15 protein-coding genes are annotated in these 14,497 nt (G+C 59.2%); 10 read left to right on the plus strand and 5 right to left on the minus strand.

Annotated elements, in window-relative coordinates; all coding sequences use genetic code 11:
- Positions 1–862 (minus strand): metal-dependent hydrolase (locus A3714_RS13070; protein ID WP_062815935.1); only part of this gene is annotated, 862 nt, incomplete at its 3' end.
- Positions 863–955: 93 nt separating this feature from the next.
- On the opposite strand from A3714_RS13070, the gene A3714_RS13075 reads away from it, so the two are divergent.
- A complete protein-coding gene (locus A3714_RS13075) occupies positions 956–1,984 on the plus strand; it encodes an AraC family transcriptional regulator (RefSeq protein WP_063508302.1) in 1,029 nt (342 codons plus the stop codon).
- Positions 1,985–2,147: 163 nt separating this feature from the next.
- Here A3714_RS13075 and ppa read toward each other — a convergent pair whose 3' ends face one another.
- Both ppa and A3714_RS13085 read right to left on the minus strand, forming a co-directional pair.
- Positions 2,148–2,678 (minus strand): inorganic diphosphatase, encoded by a 531-nt coding sequence (gene ppa / locus A3714_RS13080; protein ID WP_062815937.1) that lies wholly within the window; start codon positions 2,676–2,678, stop codon positions 2,148–2,150.
- 162 nt (positions 2,679–2,840) lie between these two features.
- Positions 2,841–3,206 (minus strand): rhodanese-like domain-containing protein, encoded by a 366-nt coding sequence (locus A3714_RS13085; RefSeq protein WP_063508303.1) that lies wholly within the window; start codon positions 3,204–3,206, stop codon positions 2,841–2,843.
- Between the two features lie 316 nt (positions 3,207–3,522).
- On the opposite strand from A3714_RS13085, the gene upp reads away from it, so the two are divergent.
- The 3 genes from upp to A3714_RS13100 all read left to right on the plus strand — a co-directional run bounded on the left by upp (position 3,523) and on the right by A3714_RS13100 (position 6,828).
- The gene (gene upp / locus A3714_RS13090) at positions 3,523–4,149 is read left to right on the plus strand and encodes a uracil phosphoribosyltransferase (protein WP_062815939.1); all 627 of its coding nucleotides are present in this window, start codon (positions 3,523–3,525) and stop codon (positions 4,147–4,149) included.
- Between the two features lie 82 nt (positions 4,150–4,231).
- Positions 4,232–5,530, plus strand: coding sequence for a uracil-xanthine permease family protein (locus A3714_RS13095; protein WP_063508304.1), 1,299 nt, complete (start codon positions 4,232–4,234; stop codon positions 5,528–5,530).
- A gap of 221 nt (positions 5,531–5,751) precedes the next feature.
- The gene (locus A3714_RS13100; protein ID WP_063508305.1) at positions 5,752–6,828 is read left to right on the plus strand and encodes a peptidoglycan-binding domain-containing protein; all 1,077 of its coding nucleotides are present in this window, start codon (positions 5,752–5,754) and stop codon (positions 6,826–6,828) included.
- 205 nt (positions 6,829–7,033) lie between these two features.
- On the opposite strand, the gene A3714_RS13105 is transcribed toward A3714_RS13100, so the two are convergent.
- The gene (locus A3714_RS13105; protein ID WP_197463416.1) at positions 7,034–7,675 is read right to left on the minus strand and encodes a DUF2459 domain-containing protein; all 642 of its coding nucleotides are present in this window, start codon (positions 7,673–7,675) and stop codon (positions 7,034–7,036) included.
- Between the two features lie 397 nt (positions 7,676–8,072).
- Here A3714_RS13105 and murI point away from each other — a divergent pair, with 397 nt between their 5' ends.
- Positions 8,073–8,861 (plus strand): glutamate racemase, encoded by a 789-nt coding sequence (gene murI / locus A3714_RS13110; protein WP_063508307.1) that lies wholly within the window; start codon positions 8,073–8,075, stop codon positions 8,859–8,861.
- A gap of 115 nt (positions 8,862–8,976) precedes the next feature.
- Positions 8,977–9,381 carry a VOC family protein gene (locus tag A3714_RS13115; protein WP_063508308.1) on the plus strand — a complete coding sequence of 135 codons (405 nt, stop codon included), beginning with the start codon at positions 8,977–8,979 and terminating at the stop codon, positions 9,379–9,381.
- Between the two features lie 344 nt (positions 9,382–9,725).
- Here A3714_RS13115 and A3714_RS13120 read toward each other — a convergent pair whose 3' ends face one another.
- Positions 9,726–10,988 carry a 6-phosphofructokinase gene (locus A3714_RS13120; RefSeq protein WP_063508309.1) on the minus strand — a complete coding sequence of 421 codons (1,263 nt, stop codon included), beginning with the start codon at positions 10,986–10,988 and terminating at the stop codon, positions 9,726–9,728.
- Between the two features lie 180 nt (positions 10,989–11,168).
- Here A3714_RS13120 and A3714_RS13125 point away from each other — a divergent pair, with 180 nt between their 5' ends.
- The 4 genes from A3714_RS13125 to A3714_RS13140 all read left to right on the plus strand — a co-directional run bounded on the left by A3714_RS13125 (position 11,169) and on the right by A3714_RS13140 (position 14,323).
- Complete coding sequence (locus A3714_RS13125) at positions 11,169–11,693, plus strand: hypothetical protein (RefSeq protein ID WP_063508310.1); 525 nt, start codon at positions 11,169–11,171, stop codon at positions 11,691–11,693.
- 61 nt (positions 11,694–11,754) lie between these two features.
- The gene (gene mpl / locus A3714_RS13130) at positions 11,755–13,107 is read left to right on the plus strand and encodes a UDP-N-acetylmuramate:L-alanyl-gamma-D-glutamyl-meso-diaminopimelate ligase (protein ID WP_063508311.1); all 1,353 of its coding nucleotides are present in this window, start codon (positions 11,755–11,757) and stop codon (positions 13,105–13,107) included.
- A 158-nt stretch (positions 13,108–13,265) separates the two neighbouring features.
- Entirely contained in the window at positions 13,266–13,724 is a 459-nt protein-coding gene (locus A3714_RS13135) for a DUF2214 family protein (protein ID WP_062815948.1), read from the plus strand.
- Positions 13,721–14,323, plus strand: a complete 603-nt coding sequence (locus A3714_RS13140; protein WP_062815949.1) for a flavin prenyltransferase UbiX — start codon at positions 13,721–13,723, stop codon at positions 14,321–14,323. Before A3714_RS13135 ends, A3714_RS13140 begins: the two co-directional genes overlap by 4 nt.
- The last annotated feature ends 174 nt before the right edge of the window (positions 14,324–14,497 follow it).

Genomic DNA, 14,497 nt, shown 5'->3' on the forward strand with positions numbered 1-14,497 from the left:
ACGCCGCATTCTTTTCCTTCACTTGCGGCAGGCTGGCGCGCCATTTTTCGATCAGGGCGCTGTTGTCGTCTTCCCAGGGATGGAAGCCGGGTTTCAGGTAACTGAACCAGGCGGGGATGACGCTGCTGATGACGCCACGGTAGCCGAAGCCTTTCCACAGGCCCTTGGCCAGGGTCAGGGGCTGGCGGTGGATGCCGTCGCGTTTGAGCATTTGCCAGGTGAAGTAGGAGGTGAAGCCCACCAGGTAGGCAGAGCCGGACAGGAAGGTGCGCTGCCGCTCCAGGTAGTTGTCGCTCACGTCCTTGTAGAGGTCGTAGGCCACGGCCTTGTGCTCGGTTTCCTCGATGGCATGCCAGACCCACAGGTTGCGCACCGAGGGATGCATTTTTTCCACCAGGTCCGGGCGACGCAGAATGGCATCGGCGAGAATCGCGGTGATGTGCTCCAGACCGGCCGTGGCTGCCAGCTGCTGCTGCTGGCTCATGTACTTGCGGGCGCCGGCCAGCAGTTTGCGGGTTACCGCCAGAGCATGATTGACGATATCGTCGTATTGGCCGTCGGCAATAAGATCATTGAAGGCCTGATGCTCCAGGGAGTGCATGGCTTCCTGGCCGATAAAACCGGAGATGTCTTTCTGGCGGTCCGGGCCTTTTGCCTGGTCGCGCAGGGCGCGAACGGAATCCACGAAGAAACGTTCGCCATCCGGGAAGGTCAGCGACATCACGTTCAACACATGGGTGAGCACCGGGTCATTGTCGAACCAGTAGGGCTGGTCTTCCAGACCCTCGAAGGTGAACCCCATGCGACGAGGGGTGATGCTGATAGCCGGTGTTTTCCGTTTTTTGATCAGTCGTAGCTTCATTGGTGTCTCCTCAAGATGTCATTGCTGACATCAGTCAATGACATCTACTATGCGAGGTCTTGCAGTCAAGGTCTTGTCGTGGAGGGCCAACAAATGGTGAGTTCGGGCCGTCCCTGGGGAAATGCCGGCATACCGGGTATTTATGTGGTGTTGCTCTATGATGTGCTGGCGGGCATGGGGCTGGATGCCCCGTCCCTGCTGGCAGGACTGGGAGTGAGCCGCGATGAGCTGCTGGCCCCGGACCGGCGGGTATCCATGTCCCTGGCCCAGACGGTGGCCGAGCGGGGGGTGGCCATGGTGGGAGAGCAGGGGCTGGGATTCCGCTATGCCCGGGCCATGAGCATTACCCTGCACGGCCCGGTGGGTCTACTGGCCCTGTCCAGCGCCAGCGCCCAGGATGCGCTGGATGCCGCGTGCCGGTTTCTGGGGCTGCGAGCTCCGTTTCTGGTCATTGACCAGACCCGCCAGGGAGAGCTTGCCCATCTGCAGCTACGCAGTACGGCAACCCTGGGCGTGGCCCATGATTTTGTTGTCGAAGCCATGCTGGTGGGCCTCGTGTTCATGATCGAGCAGTTGCTGGATGCGCCCCCGCAGGGCCTGGAGATTCGCCGCCGGGGGCCGGCGCCTGCCTATCTGTCGACCCTGAAACAGGAAGTGGGGGTGCCGGTGTTGTTCGACCAGGGTGAGGATGCCCTGGTTTTTCCCCAGTCAGCGCTGGCGGCCCGGCCTCGCTTGGCGGATCCCCAGGTGGCGGCCCTGGCTCGGGAGCAATGCGAGCTGGAATTCCGTCAGTGGCGTACCGAGGAGGATGGTGTCATGGCCGAGCGTATCCGCAGTGCTCTCCAGGATCGTCCCGCGCCGTTACCCTCCCTGGAGACCATGGCAGAAAAACTGTCGGTGTCCCCCCGCACTCTCAAACGCCACCTGCAACAGTCCGGACTCAGCTATCGCCAGCTCCAGGACGAGGAGCGTTATCGGCAGGCACAACGTCTGCTGGCCAAGCCGGATAACAGCATCAGCGAGGTGGCCTATACGCTGGGGTACAGCGATGTGGCCAACTTTTCCAAGGCGTTCAAGCGCTGGAGTGGGGCGACGCCACGGGCGTACCGGGAAAAGCGTTAACACTGAGTCGCGAGGGGCGAGTTTCGCGTGTCGAAGATCAAGACTTTGGCCGGGCCGGCATTCCGGATTTGGCTTTTCGAAACTCGCCAATAAAAAAGGCCGCGCCCGATCCCGGACACGGCCTTTTCAATCGCCGGCAATGACTTACCGGTTGAGTGAAAACTTACGCTTTTTCGTAGGCTTCCACAGACTTCAGGATCTCGGCCTTGGCGGCTTCGGCGCCGTCCCAGCCATCGACCTTCACCCACTTGCCCGCTTCCAGCTCTTTGTAGTGCTCGAAGAAGTGCTTGATCTGAGCCAGCAGCAGCTCGGGCAGATCGTTGATGTCTTTCACGTTGTCGTAGATCTTGGTCAGCTTGGTGTGCGGCACGGCAACCAGCTTGGCATCTTTGCCCGCTTCGTCAGTCATGTTCAGGATGCCGACCGGGCGACAACGGATCACGGAACCGGGAACCACCGGGTACGGGGTTACAACCAGCACGTCCAGCGGGTCGCCGTCTTCAGACAGGGTGTTGGGGATGTAGCCGTAGTTGGCCGGATAGAACATGGGGGTTGCCATGAAACGGTCGACGAATACGGCGTTGCTGTCTTTATCGATCTCGTACTTGATCGGGTCAGCATTGGCCGGGATCTCGATGGCCACGTAAATGTCTTCCGGAATCTCTTTACCGGCGGGAACCTTAGCAAAATCCATGGTCTGTCCTTCTCAAACAGGGTTGGTGGTGGGCGCGGATTATAGCAATGCAGGGCGGCTCCGGCTAATGGCGCAAGGGCGTAACCGGGAGGGAGAGAAGAAAGGCTTTATGGTCAATGAGTTAGGGAGCCCGGGGCGCGGCTCCCCGGGCGTCCTGCAATGTTATTGGGCGGCTTCCCAGCCGGGGTAGTTGCCTTCCAGCAGGCGGACTTTCTTGAAACCTGCGTCCTCCAGCAGCGTGGCGGCGGCGCTGGCGCGGCGGCCGGACACGCAGTACAGCACGATTTCCTGCTTGCGGTATTGCTTGAGCATGTCTAGGTGCTGGTCCATCTGTTTGGCCGGTACCATGATGGCGCCGGGAATATGGCCGGCCAGGTATTCATCCTCATTTCGTACATCAATGATGATGGGCGCGCGATCGGCCTGCATGGCCTGTTTGAGCTCGTTGACGCTGATGCTGTCGGCAGCCCACAACGGGGTGCCAAAGACACTGAGCACTACAAGTAGAACCAGGTTGATACGTTTCATGACGTTGACTCCTGTCGGGTTTGCCATTCCTGCAACTCTTGTCACAACCTGTCCGCACCTCTCACCATCCGGGGAATCGGGGGCTTGGCCGTGGGATGGGAAAAACTTGCCGGGCGCGGCTGGCACGTTCATACACGAACGTCTGGTTTAGACAACGCGTCGAGGCTTTTGCTCACGGGGTCTCCATTTATTTCTGACGCTACCACCGCGAGGCTGCGGAGAACAGTCAACCGGTGCACGTCCGTGACTTTTGACGTGTAAACGGCACAATATTCGCCATCTGTATTCTGCCAGCCGGCCCCAAGGAGCGCGTGCCATGTCTGTTCATGAAATCACTCACCCTCTGGTCAAACACAAGCTGGGTCTGCTGCGTCAGCAGAGTCTGAGCACCCGCAGCTTTCGCCAGCTTACCGCGGAAGTGGGTAGCCTGCTGACCTACGAGGCCACCAGTGATCTGGAGTTGGAGGATTACCAGGTGGATACCTGGATGGGACCGGCGCCGGCCCAACGTATCAAGGGCAAGAAAGTGACGGTGGTGCCCATCCTGCGTGCCGGTATCGGCATGCTCGATGGGGTGCTGGAGCTGATTCCCAGCGCCAAGGTCAGCGTCGTGGGGGTCTATCGCAATGAAGACACCCTGGAACCGGTGGCCTACTTTGAAAAGCTGGCCCACGACATTGATGAACGTCTGGCGCTGGTGGTGGACCCCATGCTGGCGACGGGGGGCTCCCTGGTGGCCTGTATCGACATGCTGAAAAAGGCGGGTTGCCAACAGATCCGTGCCCTGGTGCTGGTGGCGGCGCCGGAGGGCATTGAGAGGGTCCGGGCTGCGCATCCGGACGTGGACATCTACACCGCCTCGGTGGATCAGGGACTCAACGACGATGGCTATATCGTGCCCGGCCTGGGAGATGCCGGGGACAAGATCTTCGGGACTCGCTAGCCCTTCCCGCTGGAGCCTTGCGAGCAAGACTCCAGGGATCACTACCGTCATTGGTGTTCGCGGCCTCAAAGGAGCCATCGGCATGCAACAGCCCGGATTCTGGAACTGGAAAATTATCCTTATTGGTGCGCAGATGCTGTTCGTGGCCTTCGGCGCCATGGTGCTGATGCCGTTGCTCACCGGGCTGGACCCCAGCGTGGCCCTGTTCACCGCCGGTCTGGGTACGTTGTTGTTTCAGTGGATTACCCGCCGATCGGTGCCGGTGTTCCTGGCCTCCTCCTTTGTATTTGTGGCGCCTATTGCCCATGGGGTCGCACAGTGGGGCGTGTCCGCCACCATGGGCGCGCTGTTGTGCACCGCCGTGGTCTATGTGGTGCTGGGCGGGCTGGTCAAATGGCGTGGCCCGGGTTTCTTGCATCGTCTGATGCCGCCGGTGGTCACTGGCCCCATCATCATGGTGATTGGATTGAGTCTGGCGCCCACGGCGGTGAACTTTGCCATGGGTATGACCGGCAATGGCGCCGAGCGGCTCTTCCCCTACGGCGAGGCACTACTGGTGTCCATGGTGGCCCTGCTTGCCACTATGCTGGTGGCGACCCTGGGGCGGGGACTATTCCGCCTATTGCCCATTCTTTGTGGTGTGGTCAGTGGGTACCTGGCAGCCCTGCTGATGGGGATGGTGGATTTCTCGGCGGTGGAAGAGGCGGGCTGGTTGGCCATGCCGGACTTTGTGGCGCCCAGTTTTCAATGGCAGGCGATCCTGTTCATGGTGCCGGTGGCCCTGGCCCCGGCCATCGAACACGTGGGGGATGTCCTGGCGATCAGCAGCGTCACCGGCAAGGATTACCTCCGTAAACCCGGCCTGCATCGCACTCTGACCGGTGACGGTATTGCCAGCATGGCGGCGGCCCTGTTCGGTGGTCCGCCCAATACCACCTATTCGGAAGTTACCGGGGCGGTGATGCTGACCAAGGTGTTCAATCCGGTGGTGATGACCTGGACCGCATTGTTTGCCATCAGCCTGGCCTTTATCGGCAAATTCGGATTGCTGTTGCAAAGCATCCCCACGCCAGTGATGGGGGGCATCCTGATTCTCATGTTCGGCTCCATCGCCAGTGTGGGCATGAGTACCCTGATCAAGGCCCGGGTGGACCTTAACGCCCAACGCAACCTGGTCATTGTGGCAGTGACACTGATCTTTGGTATTGGTGGCATGGTGATGGGCAATGGTGATTTCACTTTGCAGGGGATCAGCCTGTGCGGACTGGTGGCAGTGATTCTGAACCAGGTTCTGCCGGATCACACCGGCACAGAGGAGGATCTGGGTGAGGAGCATGCCTGCAAGGAGAACCGGTCAGAGCAGCGCAAGGACAGTTATTAACTGGTACATCCGTGCCTTTATTGAGGCGTTATTCTCTTTTTCTTAAGCAAATCTTTTTCAGGATAAAAAGTTTTTTGCTTACTATTTTACAAAGTGCACTGAGCAAAATAATTTTTAAACTTTATTTTTGTAAAATTACATCTTTGTAACTGTTTCTGTCATTTTAATTGCGCATGGTTTGTTCCTGATGAACCAAGGAAGCTGTCAAAAGGGAACAGACTATGAAACTTAATCGTCTTGTGTTGCCGGCCGTTGTCGCCGCTCTTGCCACCGGCTGTGCCAGCAATCAGACCGTTCAGGACACTGCCGAATATCAGTCGTTGCAAAGTCAACAGCAGCAGCTGGAGCAGGAAAACCAGCAGTTGCGCGCAGCGCTGAACTCCAGCCAACAGCAGCCCGCCCCAGCGCCGGCACCGTCAGAATCCGGTAATCAGCTACTTCCCCCCAATGCCAAGCCAGGCCATTGCTACGCACGGGTTGTGATTCCGGAAACCTACAAGACCGAAATGCAGCGGGTCATGGTGTCTCAGGAAGACAGCAAGATCACCACCACTCCCGCTCGCTATGAAACCGTTCAAGAGCGAGTGCTTGTCAGTGAAGCCTTCGACAAGCTGAAAGTGATTCCTGCCACTTACAAGACAGTGACCGAGAAGGTGCTGGTGAAAGAGGCGACCACCAAGTTGATCACCAAGCCGGCGGAATATAAAACCGTCACTGAGCAGGTGTTGGTGAAGCCCGCTTACACTACCTGGAAGAAAGGCCGTGGCCCCATCGAGAAAATCGATGATTCCACCGGTGAAATCATGTGTCTCGTGGAAGTGCCGGCGGAATACAAGACCGTTAGCCGTAAGGAACTGGTACAACCCGAGCGTACCGAGGAAGTGAAAATTCCTGCGGTGTACAAGACCGTCACCAAGAAAGTGGTGGATCAGCCTGCGCGCACTGAAAAAGTCACCGTGCCAGCGGTTTACAAGACCATTGATGTGGTCAAGCAGGTAGAACCGCCGAAAGAGAAGAAAACCATTATCCCCGCCGTCTACAAGGAAGTGCCCAAGCAGGTCAAGGTGACCGACGCGGATCTGGAATGGCGCGAAATTCTTTGTGAAACCAATACCACCCAGGATGTGGTCCGCCGCCTTCAGAAAGCACTGGAAGACAAGGGCTACGACCCGGTATGGATTGATGGTGTCTATGGTCCGAAGACCCGCGCCGCCGTGGTCGCTTACCAGAAGGACAACGATTTGGCCTCCGGCCAGTTGACCATGCAGACGCTGGAGCACCTGGGCGTGGAATTGTAACGCTCTACTCCTTCCTGGTATTCAGGGCCGGCTTTTGCCGGCCCTTTTTATGTGTGCTCAGACTTGACGTTAATAGCGAAGATACCCCGGTATTTCGCAGATGTTTCTGGCCAGAGATTAAACGGTCGGTCGCAACACCGGTGAGGTTTGGCCAGGCCGGTCATGCCCCAACCAGCCCAAGTCTCCCTTTATCCCTGATGCTGGTTTATCGGGTGGCACAGGCGCCGGCCTGATTGCCCTCGCGCAGCTGGCCCAGAACCTGGCCCGCAGTGAGGGTAAGAAAGGCACGTATCGGCAGTCCTGCTTCGCGCAAGCGCCTGGCGGTCCAGGTGTTGCAGGTATTGCCGAACCAGAAGGTGTCATTGGAAGGGAAGAAACGGCTATCGCCGTACAGCCCCGGGTCGCCGGCGGGTAACCGCCCCTGCTCATCCAGTTGGAAATACCCGGCCAGACTCTCCTGTAACTGGCCGAGTTGCTCGGCACTCAGGCACAGTGGCTGCAAATCTGTATGGGGCAACAGTTCCGGATGTCGCTCCAGTCCTACCACGTGCATTGCCGATCGGGTTGGCCACAGCATGGCCCGAACCCGTAGCCACCAGCTGTCATCCTGCCGATAAAAGGCATCATCTCCCCAGCCGAACTCGTAGAACGACGGCTCACTGAAGTGCGGTTCAAGAAACCCCAGGGCAGGGGAGAGCCGGTCTGCCGGAAAGGCAATACCGGTATGCCACCGGTGGCGTACCACCAGCACCGTCACGTCATCGGCTAAAGCCTGAGCCGGCAACGCCAATACCACCGCAAGAGAGATCGCCAATAAACGCATCATGGCTACAGTGTACCAAGCCATCGAGTCTCGCCGTGATACGTATTCGGTCCCATCAAGCATGCGGATTTGCCGACTTTCCTGTTTGAACTATCTGTTTTTTGTTTTTATAGAACTGCAGCGTGGCTGGCACGATAATTCGCGTCGATACGTTGATGAAGCATATGCGCAGTCTGCTGTGATGGTGTGGTAGCCAGTTGGAATAGACCGTTTGCCAAGACGACGAGGCCACCGTCGGCCAGATGTCATATTTGCGCCAGCAGGGTACGGGCAATTTGCATTAAAAGCAGGACAATCTCTGGACAGAGCGGCTTGGAGGTAATCTGTGATCAGCGGACTTGCCTGGCGCAAGTCTTTCCCTGTTCGCATCCCGGTCGAGTACACTATCCAGCCAAGACCAACCCGACTCACAGATCCAGCCATGCCCCATTCCCATCCCATCGGTATTTTCGACTCCGGTATCGGCGGCCTGTCCGTGGCCGCGAAAGTCCGGGAGCTGTTGCCCGCCGACGATATCCTCTATGTGGCCGACTCCCGCCATGCGCCCTATGGCGACAAGTCCGATGCTTTCATTCTGGAGCGGATGAACACGGTGACGGATTTCCTGCTGGGGCAGGGGGCCAAGGCGGTGGTGGTGGCCTGCAATACGGCGACCACCTCCGCCATTGCACAGCTACGGGCCTCCTGGTCGGTGCCGATTATCGGCGTGGAGCCAGGGGTCAAGCCGGCGGTGCTGGCCACCCGCAGTGGGGTGGTGGGGGTGCTGGCCACGCCCAGAACCCTGCAGACCCATTCCTTCAGTGCTCTGGCGGCCCGGTTTTCCAGCACCGTGAGTATTGCGGTGCAGCCCTGTCCGGACCTGGTGGGCCAGATCGAGGCGTTGCGTTTTGATGACGACAGGACCTTGGCACTGCTGAACCGCTATATCTCACCGCTGCTGGAGAAGGGCGCAGATACCATCGTGCTGGGCTGCACCCATTACAACTACCTGGCCGACCGCATTGCGCAGGTGGCAGGGCCCGGGGTGCAGATCGTCAGCACCGAGTCGGCGGTGGCCCGGGAAGTGGTGCGGCGGTTGGCGTGCGAGAGGCTGCTGGCGGAATCCGGGAAAACCGGGGATGAGGCGTTTTACACCAGCGGCGAACTGGCGGTGTTTGCCCGACAGATCGACTGCTTGTGGGGGCCTGGGAAGGCGGTTTATTCGTTGTAGGGGCGAAGCGTCTCGCTAAAAAACGTGATGGCTGTGTCGAAAGCGCCAAGGGCAGTTCGATAAGGTGATGACAGCACGCATGGCTGTTTTGAACTAACCCTTGGGAGACAGCAGCATGACCAGAATGATCTTTGTAAACCTGCCGGTAGCAGATCTTAAAGCGTCCATGGCGTTTTATACCGCGCTGGGCTTCGAGAACAATCCGCAATTCACCGACGAGACTGCCGCCTGCATGGTGTGGAGTGAGGCCATCCATGTGATGCTGCTGACCCATGACAAGTGGCGGACCTTCACCGACCGGCCGATTCCGCCTTCCTCTTCCAGTGAAGTGATGCTGGCACTATCCTTTGACAGTCGTGATGCGGTAGATGCCGTGAATAAGGCCGCTGCGGACAATGGCGGCACGGCAGATATCAACCCGGTTCAGGATCTGGGGTTCATGTATAACCGTAACCTGGCGGACCCGGACGGGCATGTGTGGGAAATGATATGGATGGACATGGCGGCGATAGAGGGCTAGTGCCCGCTCCCCGATTCCTGTCCGAGCTACGAAGCCCCTCTGTAGGCGTTCCCTTCCAGGGGACGAACCGTGCGAAGCACGAAATCGACCGAAGGTCGGGCAGGGACTTCAGGTTTCAACAAACTGAATGAAGGCATGAGGTGAACCTAACCCGTTTCCCTCGCCCAGGCTCGGGTTCGTCCCCTGGAAGGGAATTTATTCGCTTCGCTCACCCTTCAGGCCACACTTCGTGCGTTACTCCGCTCCGCTACGTTCCTACAGAGATTCGTAGTGGGTTGAAGGCGTGAATCTGGAGTAAAACAAAAACGCCCCGCGATGCGGGGCGTTTTTCGTTTCCGGGTGGCTTACACCTCGAACGCGTCGTTCAGCTTCTTGGCCACCGGGACCAGTTTCAGCTTGGCGAATTGCGGCAGGCCGTCCTTGTAGGGCGGGTAGGACTCGCCGCCAATCAGGGGCGCCAGGTATTCGCGGCCGGACGGAGTGATGCCGAAGCCATCCTTGGTGATGAACTTGCGCGGCATCTTCTTTTCCACGTTGGCCACTTTCTTCAGCGGTGCCTCACCGATGGTCCAGCTGTATTTCTTGGTCTTCTTGCGCTCGATGGTGGGCATCACCGCATTCTTGCCGGCCACGGCGAATTCCACCGCTGCGCGGCCCACGGCGTAGGCCTGCTCCACATCGGTGGCGGAGGCAATGTGACGGGCAGCCCGTTGCAGATAGTCGCTCACCGCCCAGTGGTATTTGTAGCCCAGCTCATCCTTGACCATTTGTGCAATCACCGGGGCCACGCCACCGAGCTGTTTGTGCCCGAAGGCATCGGTGTTACCCGCGTCGGCCAGGAAGGTGCCGTCTTCGTAGCGGGCACCTTCGGATACCACGATCACGCAGTAGCCCACTTTCTGAACAGTGGCTTCCACTTTCTTCATGAAGGCGGCCTTGTCGAAGGCGATTTCCGGGAATAGGATCAGGTGTGGCGCGTCGTCGTTGTCTTCCTTGGCAAGACCTGCAGCAGCAGCGATCCAGCCGGCGTGACGGCCCATCACTTCCATCACGAACACCTTGGTGGAGGTGGCGCACATGCTGGCCACGTCCAGGGCCGCCTCACGGCAGCTCACGGCAGTGTACTTGGCCACGGAGCCAAAGCCCGGGCTCACATCCGTGAAGGGCAGGTCATTGTCCACGGTCTTGGGCACGTGGATGGCCTGGATCGGGTAACCCATCTTTTCGGACAGCTGGGACACTTTCAGGCAGGTGTCAGCGGAGTCACCGCCACCGTTGTAGAAGAAGTAGCCGATGTTGTGGGCCTTGAACACCTCGATCAGACGCTCGTATTCGCGCTGGGAGGTTTTCAGATCCTTGAGCTTGTAGCGGCAGGAGCCAAACGCGCCGCCGGGGGTATGCTTGAGCGCGTCAATGGCGCTTTTGCTTTCTTTGCTGGTGTCGATCAGCTCTTCGGTGAGGGCGCCGATGATGCCATTACGCCCGGCGTAGACCTTGCCGATCACATCCTTGTTCTCGCGGGCGGCTTCGATCACGCCGGCGGCGGAGGCATTGATGACAGCGGTGACACCGCCAGACTGAGCATAGAAAGCGTTTTTACGCGCCATGAGAGACCCCTTGATTCAATTTGCGTGCATTCTAGCGAAGGAGGCCATGAAACACACCCGGTGTTGTCGGACGATGACAGGAAAAGGGCAGTTGAAAGTTCAACGTTGAATGTTGAACTTTCAACTGCCCCTGATGGTGATTTCCTCCCGGCTCTGGAACAATAGCTCGCCGGAGGATCCATGACTGCATTGATGACATTGTTCTGGCGGCTGGCCATATTTCGCGCCGGCCCCGAAAACGCGCCTTACTCAACGAACCTGCTGGGCCTGGTGTTGCTGGGCTGGTGTGGCCTGCAACTGCTGGTAGGTAGCTTGCAGACAGCGCTGCCGGTGCTGGTGTTGCTGAGCAGCCAGCTCACCTCAATGGCGGTGATCCTGGCGGGGATTTTTGTACTGCTGGGCTTTAAGGGGCTGCAGAGTCGTTGGCTGCAGACGGCCCTGTCGTTGGTCGGTATCGATGTGGTGCTGACCCTGGTGACCCTGCCTTTGCTGGCGATCAATGCGGGCATGGCCCAGTCCCAGGGCTGGATCGAGGGGCTGTATCTGTTGCTGGTGAGCTGGCAACTGGCCGCCCAGAGCTTCGTTTACCATCGGGCCATGAATGTGGGGCCGTTCCTGGGCCTGGGGATCGCCCTGACCCTGCTGGTGGCCGGCTATGCCGCGGTAGTGATGCTGGTGCCGGAAGTGGTGACGGTGACCCGGTAAGCTTCACCTGACAGTCCCTTTGCCGTTAAGGTGCAGGGATTCTTTTGATCGGTTTATTCCCATGCATATCCATATCCTCGGTATCTGTGGCACCTTCATGGGCTCTCTGGCGCAGCTGGCCAAGGCTCAGGGCCATCGTGTTACCGGTAGTGACCAGAACGTCTATCCGCCCATGAGTGACCAACTGGAAGCGGCGGGCATTGCATTGACCCAGGGGTACGACCCGGCGCAACTGGAGCCGGCGCCGGATCTGGTGGTGGTCGGCAATGCCCTGAGTCGGGGCAATCCTGCCGTGGAAGCCGTGCTGGATCGGGGCCTGCCCTATACCTCCGGTGCCCAGTTGCTGGAGGATGTGATCCTGCCCGGGCGCTGGGTGCTGGCGGTGGCCGGTACCCACGGCAAGACCACGACCAGCTCCATGCTGGCCTGGATTCTGGAGCACGCCGGGCTCAATCCCGGTTATCTGATTGGTGGTGTGCCCGGCAATTTCGGGGTCTCTGCCCGACTCGGTGAGACGCCGTTTTTTGTGGTGGAAGCGGATGAATACGACACCGCCTTCTTCGACAAGCGCAGCAAATTCGTTCACTACCGTCCGCGCACCGTCATTCTCAACAATCTGGAATTCGACCACGCGGATATCTTTGCCGATCTGGCCGCTATCCAGACCCAGTTCCACCACCTGATTCGCACCGTGCCTTCCTCCGGGCGGCTTATCCTTCCTCATGGCGAAACCGCCCTGGAGGAGACACTGGAGAAAGGCTGCTGGAGCGAGATTGAACGCTTCGGAGAAAACGACTCCCTGGGCTACCGGCTGGATAACGCGGATGGTTCCGCCTTTACCGTGCTGGAGAACGATGAGCCAGTGGCACAGGTGCGCTGGGATCAGACTGGCCGGCACAGTGTGAATAACGGCATGGCCGCCTTACTGGCTGCCCGTCATGTGGGTGTGACGCTGGCGGATGGGGCGGCGGCTTTGTGCGAATTCCAGGGTGTGAAGCGGCGTATGGAATTACGCGGTGAGAATCATGGGGTGCGGGTGTATGACGACTTTGCTCATCACCCCACGGCCATTGCCACCACCCTGGACGGGTTGCGTCGCAAGGTCGGTGACGGAAAGATTCTGGCGGTGATCGAACCCCGCTCCAACACCATGCGCATGGGAAGCCACAAGGAAGCGCTGGCAGCCAGCACCGGGGCGGCGGATGAGGTAATCTGGTACCAGCCGCCGGGACTGGACTGGTCGCTGGACCCGGTGGTGAGTGAATCGCCGGTGCCCGCTTCGGTGAGTCATGATATTGACGACATCATTGCCCGGGTGGTGGCTCGCAAGGGCGAGCCACTGAATGTGGTGGTGATGAGCAACGGCGGCTTTGGCGGTATCCATCAGAAGTTGCTGGAGGCGCTAAAAGCATAAGCTCTTCGCCACATGTTATTCCGGAGGGGTCGTTGGAGCCTTGCTCGCAAGGCGAATTCTCTCAGGGGCCGGGCCCTTCGCTTTGCAAGCAAAGCTCCAAGGGTGGCCGGCTTTACGGTTAGCTTGGTGTTCGGCGTGAATCAACACGGGAGGTTGTCATGTTCTGGTCCGTATTCTGGGCATCGGTGCATTACCTCAGCATTCTGATGCTATTTGGTTTCCTCTACGGGGAACTTCTGTTGTGGCGAACCGGCATCAACGAACGCAACATTCGTACTCTTCTGTGGCTGGATATCGGCTATGGTCTCGCGGCGCTGGTGGTACTGGTGAGCGGGATTGCGCGGGCCGGCTGGACGGAAAAGGGCTGGGATTTTTACCTGTCCAACCCCTGGTTTCATGGCAAGGTCACCCTGTTTGTCCTGATCGGCCTGTTGAGCCTTTACCCCACCAAGGTGTTGCTGGGCTGGCGTAAAGCGGTGAAGGCCGGTCATGTGCCGGAAATTGATGACGCCCTGCAGCGCAATCTGCGCGGTGTGCTGGTGGCGGAACTCCACCTGGTGGTGTTGATGCCCATTCTCGCGGCATTGATGGCCCGTGGTGTAGGAATGGGTGTATGAGAAAACGAATCACACTGGCCTTCACCGGCGCTTCCGGTGCCCCCTACGGATTGCGCCTGCTGCAGTGTCTGCTGGATGCGGATTGCGAAGTGTTCGTCATCCTGTCCAAGGCGGCGCGGGTGGTGATCGGCATGGAAACCGAGCTGAAACTGCCGGCCGGCACCGGCGCGGCAGAGCAGGCCCTGCGCGACTGGGTGCAGACAGACCGTGGCAACCTGGTGGTCTGCGGGCTGGAACAGTGGACCGCTCCGGTTGCTTCCGGCAGTGGTGCGCCTGCCGCCATGGTGGTGTGCCCGTGCTCCACCGGGACCCTCTCCGCCATTGCCTGCGGGGCCAGCGATAACCTGATCGAACGGGCCGCCGATGTGGCCATCAAGGAGGGGCGCAAGCTGATCCTGGTACCCCGGGAAGCGCCTTTTTCCCCTCTCCACCTGGAAAACATGCTGAAGCTGTCACGCCTGGGTGTGACCATCATGCCGGCTGCCCCCGGTTTCTATCATCAGCCGGAGACGGTGCAGGACCTGGTGGATTTCATCGTCGCCCGGTTACTGGATCATCTGGGGGTGGAGCAGACATTGGTGAAGCGCTGGGGGGAGTAACCCTCCGCACCGATGAATGCTCCTGTAGGAGCTATGCTTGCATGGCGAACGGTAACGTTCACAGTCTGCCAGCCAGTTTTCTGGAACCTGTCGATCACTGAAAGTCCTGATCACCCTGCGGCCGATTTCCGCGCAAGCGCGGTTCGCATGTCGAAGATCCCCTGGGGGGCAAGC

The sequence above is a fragment of the Alcanivorax sp. HI0007 genome, assembly GCF_001635525.1.
Taxonomy (GTDB): Bacteria; Pseudomonadota; Gammaproteobacteria; order Pseudomonadales; family Alcanivoracaceae; genus Alcanivorax.

What these genes read in the sequence shown, in the direction of transcription:
- A3714_RS13115 (WP_063508308.1), top strand. Translation starts at nt 8,977, where the DNA reads ATGACCAGAATGATCTTTGTAAACCTGCCGGTAGCAGATCTTAAAGCG.
- ppa (WP_062815937.1), bottom strand. Translation starts at nt 2,678, where the DNA reads ATGGATTTTGCTAAGGTTCCCGCCGGTAAAGAGATTCCGGAAGACATT.
- A3714_RS13105 (WP_197463416.1), bottom strand. Translation starts at nt 7,675, where the DNA reads ATGGCTTGGTACACTGTAGCCATGATGCGTTTATTGGCGATCTCTCTT.
- A3714_RS13125 (WP_063508310.1), top strand. Translation starts at nt 11,169, where the DNA reads ATGACTGCATTGATGACATTGTTCTGGCGGCTGGCCATATTTCGCGCC.
- mpl (WP_063508311.1), top strand. Translation starts at nt 11,755, where the DNA reads ATGCATATCCATATCCTCGGTATCTGTGGCACCTTCATGGGCTCTCTG.
- A3714_RS13135 (WP_062815948.1), top strand. Translation starts at nt 13,266, where the DNA reads ATGTTCTGGTCCGTATTCTGGGCATCGGTGCATTACCTCAGCATTCTG.
- upp (WP_062815939.1), top strand. Translation starts at nt 3,523, where the DNA reads ATGTCTGTTCATGAAATCACTCACCCTCTGGTCAAACACAAGCTGGGT.
- A3714_RS13085 (WP_063508303.1), bottom strand. Translation starts at nt 3,206, where the DNA reads ATGAAACGTATCAACCTGGTTCTACTTGTAGTGCTCAGTGTCTTTGGC.
- A3714_RS13100 (WP_063508305.1), top strand. Translation starts at nt 5,752, where the DNA reads ATGAAACTTAATCGTCTTGTGTTGCCGGCCGTTGTCGCCGCTCTTGCC.
- A3714_RS13120 (WP_063508309.1), bottom strand. Translation starts at nt 10,988, where the DNA reads ATGGCGCGTAAAAACGCTTTCTATGCTCAGTCTGGCGGTGTCACCGCT.
- murI (WP_063508307.1), top strand. Translation starts at nt 8,073, where the DNA reads ATGCCCCATTCCCATCCCATCGGTATTTTCGACTCCGGTATCGGCGGC.
- A3714_RS13095 (WP_063508304.1), top strand. Translation starts at nt 4,232, where the DNA reads ATGCAACAGCCCGGATTCTGGAACTGGAAAATTATCCTTATTGGTGCG.
- A3714_RS13075 (WP_063508302.1), top strand. Translation starts at nt 956, where the DNA reads ATGGTGAGTTCGGGCCGTCCCTGGGGAAATGCCGGCATACCGGGTATT.
- A3714_RS13140 (WP_062815949.1), top strand. Translation starts at nt 13,721, where the DNA reads ATGAGAAAACGAATCACACTGGCCTTCACCGGCGCTTCCGGTGCCCCC.